The sequence below is a fragment of the Streptomyces sp. NPDC002044 genome (genome assembly GCF_040296725.1).
GTDB lineage: Bacteria > Actinomycetota > Actinomycetes > Streptomycetales > Streptomycetaceae > Streptomyces > Streptomyces antarcticus.
Window position 1 is genome coordinate 1 of the sequence record NZ_JBEOXU010000184.1, and the last position, 9,970, is coordinate 9,970.

Genomic DNA, 9,970 nt, shown 5'->3' on the forward strand with positions numbered 1-9,970 from the left:
CCCCGGGGGCCCCGGCCCCCCCCCCCCCCCCGGGCCACCGGCTTTTACGGGCGGGGCCCGCGGCGGCGGCCCGGGTCAGGCGCGCAGGCCGCGGATGACGAGGGAGGTGACCGCCTCGAACTCCGGGATGATCGTCGGCGAGAGCCAGTCGGCCGCGTACTGCGGGTCGTGGAACCGGCCGGTGGCGTCGAAGACCGCGCGGGCGGCGCCCGGCACGTCCCCGGCGGCGAGCGACCCGGCCGCGACGCCCTCGGCGATGATCCGCGCCAGCTGGGCGACCAGCTCGGTCAGGTGCTCGTCGACCACTCCGCTGTTCTCGGCGAGCAGCACGGTGTAGGTGGCGAACAGCTCGGGGTCGTCTCCCGCCTTGTGGCGCTTGGCCTCGAAGAGAGCTTCGAGCCACGCCTCCAGCTTGGAGGGGGCGCTCGCGCCGGGAGCAGAGGCGATCTCCTCCAGCAGCACCGCGCTCTTGGTGAGCCACCGCTCGGTGACGGCCTCGCGCAGCGCCGCCTTCGAAGGGAAGTGGCGGTACACGCTGCCGTGGCTGACACCCAGGGCGCGGGCCACGTCCACCACGGTCGCCTTGGTGGGACCGAAGCGGCGCAGCACCTCCTCCGTGGTCGCGAGGATGCGCTCGGGGGTCAGGGGCTCGGCAGCAGCGGGGGGCATGGGGACGACCGTACCGTCAGCTCAGTGCTCACTGTCGAGGTGGGCCATCTGTGCGGCCGGGTACCGTTCGCCGGACGCCGAGCCCGCGGGGACGGCCTCCTCGATCGCCGCCAGGTCCGCGGCGCTGAGCGTGACGTCGATGGCACCCAGTGCCTCGGTGAGCCGGTCCCGGCGCCGGGCACCCACCAGCGGCACGATGTCGCTGCCCCGCGACAGGACCCAGGCGATGGCCGTCTGGGCGACGCTGACCCCCTTCTCGTCCGCGACCTTCCGCAGGGCGTCGACCAGATCGAGGTTCCGGTCGAGGTTGTCGCCCTGGAACCGGGGGCTCATGCCGCGGAAGTCGCCCGGCGTCAGCTCGCGGTCCCGGGAGAAGTGCCCGCTGATCAGGCCGCGGGACAGTACGCCGTACGCCGTCACGCCGATGCCCAGCTCGCGCGCGGCCGGCAGGATCTCCTCCTCGATGCCGCGGGAGATCAGCGAGTACTCGATCTGGAGGTCCGCGATCGGCGCCACCGCCGCGGCCCGGCGCAGGGTGTCCGCGCCGACCTCGGAGAGGCCGATGTGCCGGACGTGCCCGGCCTGGACGGCCTCGGCGATGGCCCCGACGGTCTCCTCGATCGGCACGTCCGGGTCCACGCGGGCGATCCGGTAGATGTCGATGTGGTCCCGGCCGAGCCGCTGGAGGGAGTAGGCCAGGAAGTTCCTGACGGCCGCGGGCCGGCCGTCATACCCGGTGAAGCCGCCCTCGACCGTGCGCAGCGCACCGAACTTGACGCTGGTCAGCGCCTGTTCGCGGGCTGCCGCGGGGGCGGTGCGCAGGGCTTCGCCGATCAGCAGCTCGTTGTGCCCCATGCCGTAGAAGTCGCCGGTGTCGAGCAGGGTGACCCCGGCGTCGAGGGCGGCGTGGATGGTCGCGAGGGACTCGGCGCGGTCGGCTTCCCCGTAGAGGGCGGACATGCCCATGCAGCCGAGGCCGAGCGGGAACACGGCGGGTCCGGCGCCGCCGAGCCGGCGGTGGGCGGTGGATGCGGGAGCGGAGGCGTTCTCGTTCGTGGTCATGAGACGAGAATGGCATGACGAGTGACAGATTTCAATATCTGTCACTCGTCAGGACTATGCGAGGACGCGCAGGATCAGCGCGGCCGCCGCCAGGAGGGCCAGCACGGCCGCGGGGGCCAGCTCGTGGTCCTTGACGCGCAGGTGGGCGATGACCGCGCCGACGAAGTAGAGGGTCACGCCGGCGGCGGCGGCCACGCCCAGCGCTGCGAACCAGAGCCCCGCGACCAGTCCGACCGCGCCGGCCGCCTTCAGGGCGGCGAGGCGTGGGAGCCAGGACTCCGGGACCTCGACCTTGCGCATGTTGGCCAGCACCTGGTCGTTGCGGCGGAGCGTGAAGGTGGCGGAGGCGGTGAGGGCGAGGGCGAGCAGGACGCCGACGACGGCGTAGGCGATGAACATGAAGAACCCCAATGGTCGATACTGTCAGATCATTGAATAGCATCAACGATCGTCATGACGCAACCATTCCATGATTGCTACGATATGGACCATGACGGCAGATCAGGACGGATCGCACCCCCCTCAGCGGCTGGGCCTGCTGCTGGCCTGGCACGGTTCGGTCACGCAGACCCGCATGAAGCAGGCTTTCGGTACGGCAGGGCTCAGCCCGCGGCACGCCATGACGCTGATGAACCTGGAGGGCGGCCCCATCAGTCAGCGGGAGCTCGCGGAGCGGCTGGAGGTGGACCCGAGCGTGCTGGTCGGGATCCTGAACGACCTGGAGGGTGACGGCCTGGCCGAACGCCGCCGGGACACGGCCGACCGCCGGCGCCACAACGTGGCGCTCACCCCCGCGGGGTCCGCCGTCCTGGACACGACGAACGCGGCACTCGACGAGGTCGAGCGGGGGCTCTTCGGGGACCTCTCCGCGGGCGACCGGACGGTGCTGCGCGACCTGCTGGGCAGGATCGACACGCGCGCGGAGGACTTCAGCTGCCAGGAGTAAGCCTGGGGGAGCGGCGGGCCCCGTAGCGGAACCCCGTCACCGCGTCAGCCCGTCGGCCCCGCCCGGGCGCCCGCGCGACCGGTCAGGCGCAGTCAGGGGCATAGGCGCGGTCAGGCGCGGTCAGGCGCGTCCGCCCGTGCCGGCGCGGCCGCGGGGTCGAGCGTGCGGGCCGTACGGGCCGCCGTCGAGCGGGCCCAAGGGCCGCTCGTGGCGGCCCCCACGACCAGGACGATCAGCCCGCAGGCCGTGATGATCCACCAGGCCGGCCCGGTCGCCTCGGCGAAGTCCGAACCGTGTCCCATCCCGGACGCCAGCACCGAGCCGACCACCGCGACGCCCAGGGTGCCGCCGGTCTGCCGGCTGGTGGAGGCGATGGCCGCCGCGACACCCGCCTGGGAGCGCGGCATCCCGGACACCGCCGTATTGGTGACCGGGGCGTTGACCATGCCGAAGCCCAGCCCGAAGAGCATGTACCCGGCGAAGAGCAGCGGGGTGGACGTCTCCGCCTCGAAGACCGCGAAGAGCAGGCCGCTCGCCGACATCGTCACGCCCGCGACCAGCAGCGGCAGCCGCGGACCGCGGGTCGCGACCAGACGGCCCGAGAGCGGTGCGAACAGGAAGGTCAGCGTGGCCATCGGCAGCATGTACAGCCCCGCCTCCAGGGCGCCGAGCCCGCGCACGTCCTGGAGGTAGAGCGTGTTCAGGAACAGGAAGCCGGACAGCCCGGCGAAGGCGCTGACCGCGATCACGGTCGCCCCGCTGAACGGTGCGCTACGGAAGAACCGGAGATCGACCAGCGGCTCCTCGCGCCGCGGCTCGTACACCAGCAGCCCCACGAGCGAGGCGACGGCGACCACGCCGCAGCCCACGATCAGCGGGGAGCCCCAGCCGACGGCGGGCGCCTCGATGATCCCGTACGTGACGCTGCCGAGCAGCGCCATGACCAGGACCTGGCCCACCGGGTCCGGGCGGCGCGGCCGGGCGGCCCGGGACTCGGGGATGTGGCGCAGGGTCAGCACGAGGGCGGCCACGCCGATCGGCAGGTTGAGCCAGAAGATGGAGCGCCAGCCCACGGAGTCCACCATCACCCCGCCGATCAGCGGGCCGGCCGCCATGGAGACGCCCGCGACGGCGCCCCACACGCCGATGGCCCGCGCCCGCGCCGCGGGCTCGGTGAAGGTGTTCGTGATGATCGACATCGCCACCGGGTTGAGCATCGCGCCGCCGACCGCCTGGACCATCCGGAAGACGATGAGCCAGTCGAGGCTGGGAGCGAGCGAGCACAGCAGGGAGCCGAGGGTGAAGAGCACCAGCCCGGCGACGAACACCTTGCGGCGCCCGATCCGGTCGGCCGTGGAGCCGGCGAGCATCAGCAGCGAGGCCAGGACCAGGGTGTAGGAGTCGATGCTCCACTGGAGCCCCGCGACCGACGCGTCCAGATCGCGGCGCATCGAGGGCAGCGCGACGTTCAGGACGGTGTTGTCGAGGCTGACGATCAGCAGGCTCATGCAGCAGATCGCCAGGACGAGCGTGCGCTGCCGGGGACTCGACTCGATCATGCGGCGATGGTACGTCCGCCCCACCGCCCCGGCATGCGGGACAATGGGCGGATGACCACGCTTCCCCCGCCCCTCGCGATCGGCCCGCACACCGTGCAGCCCCCGGTGGTGCTCGCACCCATGGCCGGCATCACCAATGCCCCGTTCCGTACCCTCTGCCGGGAGTTCTCGGGCGGCAAGGGGCTGTTCGTGAGCGAGATGATCACGACCCGCGCCCTGGTCGAGCGCAACGAGAAGACCATGCAGCTGATCCACTTCGACGAGGCCGAGAAGCCCCGCTCGATCCAGCTCTACGGGGTCGACCCCGCGACGGTCGGCAAGGCGGTCCGGATGATCGTCGAGGAGGACCGCGCCGACCACATCGACCTCAACTTCGGCTGCCCGGTGCCCAAGGTCACCCGCAAGGGCGGCGGCTCGGCCCTCCCGTACAAGCGCCACCTGCTGCGCGCGATCCTGCGCGAGGCCGTCGCGGGCGCCGGAGACCTGCCGGTGACCATCAAGATGCGCAAGGGCATCAACGACGAGCACCTCACCTACCTCGACGCCGGCCGGATCGCCGTCGAGGAGGGGGTCACCGCCATCGCCCTGCACGGGCGCACCACCGCCCAGCACTACGGCGGCACCGCCGACTGGGACGCCATAGCGCGGCTCAAGGAGCACGTGCCGGAGATCCCGGTGCTCGGCAACGGCGACATCTGGTGCGCCGAGGACGCGCTGCGCATGGTCCGGGAGACCGGCTGTGACGGCGTCGTCGTGGGGCGCGGCTGCCTGGGCCGCCCGTGGCTGTTCAACGACCTGGTGGCGGCCTTCGAGGGGCGCCCCGAGGACTTCCACAAGCCCGTGCTGCGGGAGGTCGCGGCGACCATGCACCGGCACGCCGAGCTGCTGGGGGAGTGGATCGGCGACGAGGCGCGCGGGGTGATCGACTTCCGTAAGCACGTGGCCTGGTACTTGAAGGGCTTCGCGGTCGGCTCGGAGATGCGCCAGAAGCTGGCGGTGACCTCCTCCCTGGCCGAGCTGGACGCTCATCTGAGCGAGCTGGACCTGGAGCAGCCGTGGCCCGAGAGCGCGGACGGTCCGCGCGGCCGGACGTCCGGAAACAACCGGGTTGTCCTGCCCGAAGGCTGGTTGAAGGATCCTTACGACTGCGCGGGCGTGAGTGAGGAAGCCGAACTGGACACGTCCGGAGGCTGACGGGACCTGGCAAAACGTGTCTTCGCGAGCGTGACATACGCCACGCATGGGTGGGCTTGCGCTCACATGAGCACAAGAACCGCGGATAAGACTTTCAAAGGGTGGCACTGGGTGCCACCCTTTGTGCGTTCACTACTTGAACGCAAATAGATCGATGATCGCTCATCCGAGCAAATTCAAGCCTCAGTGGGCAGTTCGGCATTCGGGAAGTGAACGATCTTCGGAGGTTCTCGCTACCGGTGAGTCACTTTCGATCTCCTGGCGCACGGGTGGTTACGGCCGTATGACCGCCAAGTGGACGTACCCATAAGCCTTCGATCTGGGTATGTTCCTGGCCGTCAGGGCAGCCACCGAGTCCTCGAGGAGTCGAGACCCGTGTCGGAAAACAAAGATCAGAAGCTCGTCTACGACTTCACCGAGGGCAACCGCGACCTCAAGGACCTTCTCGGCGGCAAGGGGGCCAACCTCGCCGAGATGACCAACCTCGGCCTCCCGGTCCCTCCCGGCTTCACCATCACCACCGAGGCGTGCAAGGTCTACCTCGACAGCGGTACGGCCCCGGCCGCGCTGCGCGACGAGGTCAGCGCCCACCTGGAAGCCCTCGAGGCGAAGATGGGCAAGAAGCTCGGCCAGTCGGACGACCCGCTGCTGGTCTCCGTGCGCTCCGGCGCCAAGTTCTCGATGCCCGGCATGATGGACACCGTCCTCAACATCGGCCTCTCCGACGAGTCCGTCACCGGCCTCGCCGCGCAGTCCGGTGACGAGCGCTTCGCGTGGGACTCCTACCGCCGCCTCATCCAGATGTTCGGCAAGACCGTCCTGGACGTCGACGGCGAGCTCTTCGAGGAGGCCCTCGAAGACGCCAAGGCCGCCAAGAAGGTAACCGTCGACACCGACCTCGACGCCGCCGACCTGAAGAAGCTGGTCAAGCACTTCAAGAAGATCGTGGCGAAGGAGGCCGGCCGCGAGTTCCCGCAGGACGCCCGCGACCAGATGGACCTCGCCGTCGAGGCGGTCTTCAACTCGTGGAACACCGACCGCGCCAAGCTCTACCGCCGCCAGGAGCGCATCCCCGGCGACCTGGGCACCGCCGTCAACATCTGTTCCATGGTCTTCGGCAACCTCGGTCCGGACTCCGGCACGGGCGTCGCGTTCACCCGCGACCCCGCCAGCGGACACCAGGGCGTCTACGGTGACTACCTCCAGAACGCCCAGGGCGAGGACGTGGTGGCGGGCATCCGCAACACCGTCCCCCTCGCGGACCTGGAGGGCATCGACAAGGCCTCCTACGACCAGCTCATGACGATCATGGAGACGCTGGAGACCCACTACAAGGATCTCTGCGACATCGAGTTCACGATCGAGCGCGGCCAGCTGTGGATGCTCCAGACCCGCGTCGGCAAGCGCACCGCGGGCGCGGCCTTCCGCATCGCCACGCAGCTCGTCGACCAGGGCCTGATCGACGAGGCCGAGGCCCTCCAGCGCGTCAACGGTGCCCAGCTCGCCCAGCTGATGTTCCCGCGCTTCGACGCCGACGCCACGACCCAGCTCCTGGGCCGCGGCATCGCCGCCTCCCCGGGCGCGGCGGTCGGCAAGGCCGTCTTCGACTCCTACACGGCCGTCAAGTGGTCCCGCTCCGGCGAGAAGGTCATCCTGATCCGCCGCGAGACCAACCCCGACGACCTCGACGGCATGATCGCCTCCGAGGGCATCCTGACCTCGCGCGGCGGCAAGACCTCGCACGCCGCCGTCGTCGCCCGCGGCATGGGCAAGACCTGCGTCTGCGGCGCCGAGGACCTCGACGTCGACACCAAGCGCCGCCGGATGACGGTCGGCGGGACGGTCATCGAAGAGGGCGACGTCGTCTCCATCGACGGCTCCACCGGCAAGGTCTACCTCGGCGAGGTACCCGTCGTACCCTCCCCGGTCGTGGAGTACTTCGAGGGCCGCATGCACGCCGGCGCCGACGACGCCGACGAGCTGGTCGCCGCCGTCCACCGGATCATGGCCTACGCGGACCGCGTCCGCCGGCTGCGCGTGCGCGCCAACGCCGACAACGCCGAGGACGCGCTGCGCGCCCGCCGCTTCGGCGCCCAGGGCATCGGCCTGTGCCGCACCGAGCACATGTTCCTCGGCGAGCGCCGCGAGATGGTCGAGCGTCTGATCCTCGCGGACACCGACGAGGAGCGCGAGGGCGCGCTGGACGCCCTGCTGCCGCTGCAGAAGAAGGACTTCGTCGAGCTGTTCGAGGCGATGGACGGACTGCCCGTCACCGTCCGCCTGCTCGACCCGCCGCTGCACGAGTTCCTGCCCGACATCACCGAGCTGTCGGTGCGCGTCGCCCTCGCCGAGTCCCGCAAGGACGCCAACGAGAACGATCTGCGCCTGCTCCAGGCCGTGCACAAGCTGCACGAGCAGAACCCGATGCTGGGTCTGCGCGGTGTCCGCCTCGGCCTGGTCATCCCCGGTCTGTTCGCCATGCAGGTACGGGCGATCGCCGAGGCCGCGGCCGAGCGCAAGAACGCCAAGGGCGACCCGCGCGCCGAGATCATGGTCCCGCTCGTGGGCACCGTCCAGGAGCTGGAGATCGTCCGCGACGAGGCCGACCAGGTCATCGCCGAGGTCGAGGCCGCCACCGGGACCAGCCTCAAGCTGACCATCGGCACGATGATCGAGCTGCCCCGCGCCGCCCTGACGGCCGGACAGATCGCCGAGGCCGCGCAGTTCTTCTCCTTCGGCACGAACGACCTGACGCAGACGGTCTGGGGCTTCTCCCGCGACGACGTCGAGGCTTCGTTCTTCACCGCGTACCTGGAGAAGGGCATCTTCGGGGTCTCGCCCTTCGAGACCATCGACCGCGACGGCGTCGGCGCGCTGGTCCGCAGTGCCGTCCAGGCCGGCCGGGCCACCCGCCCCGACCTCAAGCTCGGCATCTGCGGCGAGCACGGCGGCGACCCCGAGTCCGTCCACTTCTTCCACGAGGTGGGCCTCGACTACGTCTCCTGCTCGCCCTTCCGGATTCCGGTGGCGCGCCTGGAGGCCGGTCGCGCGGCCGCCGAATCGAAGGGCAGCGACAGCCGCTGATCCCCGCCCCGTGAGGGGCCCACAGACCGCGCCTGCCCCCGGGTTCCCTGACATCCGGAGGCGGGCGCGTCTATTTTTTCGTGTTCAACAAATCTTTACGCCAGCGGGCGGTGGACGGATCCCCACCCGTCCACCGCCGCTGTCATTCTGCCGGGCACGTCGGCGCTTCCCGGTGCGACCGACCGCCAGGCCCCGCAAAGCCCCCCACGGCCTTCACGGAGCGTTTCGGTCGCATCGGAGTGTGCCCGGCGGAGTACAGGATTTCGGTTGTCACGCCTCCGCCGAAAGGGGTTTCAACTGTGGCCGAAAGGGCGTGGTGACCACGTGTGACGGCATGCATACTCATGGGGCGGGGGGATTGCGGTTGCACAGGTGGGGGTTCGGTGCTGCGTATCCATTTCACTGGAGTGGACCTGGCACGCGTACGGATGGCAGGTCGTCCCGATGCGTTGTGGGAAACGATTCTGAGCTTTCACCGCTTAAGGGACCGGCGCGACGCCAGGCTCTTCGGTGAATGGCGTACGGAAACCCGGAGCAGGTTGAATAGTGAAATACGCATGCTCGGTATGCTTATACCGAGCAGAGGTTATTTTCCCGATTTTCTGACCCCTGTGGAGGGGCAGTACGGGTGGGACGTGGGCCTCGACGCGCTGCGCGGCATACGTCCCGAACGGATGCGGCGCGAGGTGCTGCTCCTGGGCGCGGGCACCGCCCCCGGCTCGGCGGTCGCGCCGCGGCTGCGGGAGTTCATGGAAGGCGGCACCAAGCACCTGCCCCGGCTGCTGGGGGAGCTGCGCGGCTACCACCGCGCGGCCGTGGAGCCGTACTGGACGCACATCCAGGCCCAGATCGAGGCCGAACGGGCCGCGCGCGGCCGGGCCCTGCTCGACGGGGGCGCGGACGAGCTGCTGGCCTCGCTGCCGCCGATGCTGCGCTGGCGGGCCCCGGTCCTGGAGTGCGACTACCCGGTGGACCGGGACGTACGGCTGCGCGGGCGCGGGCTGCTGCTCCAGCCGTCGTTCTTCTGCCGGCGCACCGCGGTGACCCTGCACGACCCGGAGCAGCCGCCCGTACTGGTCTACCCGGCCGCGGCGCAGCTGGCCTCGGCACCGCCCGCGGGGGGCGAGGCCGCGCGGCCCGTGGAGGAGCGGCGCCAGCGCACCCTGGGCAAGCTGGTCGGGCACACCCGCTCGGTGGTGCTCCGTGCCATAGGGGACGGGGCCACCACCAGCGAGCTGGCCCGCCGGGCCGGGGTGTCCCTGGCTTCCGCGAGCCAGCACGCCTGCGTGATGCGGGAGGCGGGTCTGGTCACCACCCTGCGGCACGGGAACGCGGTGCTGCACACCGTGACCCCGCTGGGCGCGGCCCTGCTGAAGGGCGGCGCGGTGGCGTCCGACCTCACACCGCGACGAGACCCCGCTGCCCGCGTACGGGCCTACCCCGCCGGTCGCCCAGC

8 protein-coding genes are annotated in these 9,970 nt (G+C 70.7%); 4 read left to right on the forward strand and 4 right to left on the reverse strand.

The window, feature by feature from the left end; translation table 11 throughout:
* Window positions 1-75: 75 nt before the first annotated feature.
* Genes ABT106_RS28620 through ABT106_RS28630 form a run of 3 tightly spaced genes read right to left on the reverse strand, consistent with a single transcriptional unit; the run spans window position 76 to window position 2,142 of the window.
* Window positions 76-669 carry a TetR/AcrR family transcriptional regulator gene (locus tag ABT106_RS28620; RefSeq protein WP_351283012.1) on the reverse strand — a complete coding sequence of 198 codons (594 nt, stop codon included), beginning with the start codon at window positions 667-669 and terminating at the stop codon, window positions 76-78.
* Window positions 670-690: 21 nt separating this feature from the next.
* A complete protein-coding gene (locus ABT106_RS28625; RefSeq protein ID WP_351283015.1) occupies window positions 691-1,731 on the reverse strand; it encodes an aldo/keto reductase in 1,041 nt (346 codons plus the stop codon).
* Between the two features lie 54 nt (window positions 1,732-1,785).
* Window positions 1,786-2,142, reverse strand: coding sequence for a DoxX family protein (locus tag ABT106_RS28630; RefSeq protein ID WP_351283018.1), 357 nt, complete (start codon window positions 2,140-2,142; stop codon window positions 1,786-1,788).
* Window positions 2,143-2,221: 79 nt separating this feature from the next.
* Here ABT106_RS28630 and ABT106_RS28635 point away from each other — a divergent pair, with 79 nt between their 5' ends.
* On the forward strand, window positions 2,222-2,677 hold the full coding sequence (locus ABT106_RS28635) for a MarR family winged helix-turn-helix transcriptional regulator (protein ID WP_351283021.1): 456 nt from the start codon (window positions 2,222-2,224) through the stop codon (window positions 2,675-2,677).
* Between the two features lie 110 nt (window positions 2,678-2,787).
* On the opposite strand, the gene ABT106_RS28640 is transcribed toward ABT106_RS28635, so the two are convergent.
* On the reverse strand, window positions 2,788-4,236 hold the full coding sequence (locus ABT106_RS28640) for an MFS transporter (protein WP_351283023.1): 1,449 nt from the start codon (window positions 4,234-4,236) through the stop codon (window positions 2,788-2,790).
* A 33-nt stretch (window positions 4,237-4,269) separates the two neighbouring features.
* On the opposite strand from ABT106_RS28640, the gene dusB reads away from it, so the two are divergent.
* From dusB to ABT106_RS28655, 3 genes are all read left to right on the forward strand, one after another.
* Entirely contained in the window at window positions 4,270-5,430 is a 1,161-nt protein-coding gene (gene dusB / locus ABT106_RS28645) for a tRNA dihydrouridine synthase DusB (protein ID WP_502979509.1), read from the forward strand.
* A 375-nt stretch (window positions 5,431-5,805) separates the two neighbouring features.
* Entirely contained in the window at window positions 5,806-8,514 is a 2,709-nt protein-coding gene (gene ppdK, locus ABT106_RS28650; RefSeq protein ID WP_351283027.1) for a pyruvate, phosphate dikinase, read from the forward strand.
* 383 nt (window positions 8,515-8,897) lie between these two features.
* Window positions 8,898-9,970: ArsR/SmtB family transcription factor (locus ABT106_RS28655; protein WP_351283029.1), on the forward strand; the 1,073-nt coding region annotated here is incomplete at its 3' end.

Bases quoted from the DNA above. Each gene is read 5' to 3' on its own strand.
- ABT106_RS28625 (WP_351283015.1), bottom strand. From the start codon at position 1,731: ATGACCACGAACGAGAACGCCTCCGCTCCCGCATCCACCGCCCACCGC.
- ABT106_RS28620 (WP_351283012.1), bottom strand. From the start codon at position 669: ATGCCCCCCGCTGCTGCCGAGCCCCTGACCCCCGAGCGCATCCTCGCG.
- dusB (WP_502979509.1), top strand. From the start codon at position 4,270: ATGCGGGACAATGGGCGGATGACCACGCTTCCCCCGCCCCTCGCGATC.
- ABT106_RS28635 (WP_351283021.1), top strand. From the start codon at position 2,222: ATGACGGCAGATCAGGACGGATCGCACCCCCCTCAGCGGCTGGGCCTG.
- ABT106_RS28640 (WP_351283023.1), bottom strand. From the start codon at position 4,236: ATGATCGAGTCGAGTCCCCGGCAGCGCACGCTCGTCCTGGCGATCTGC.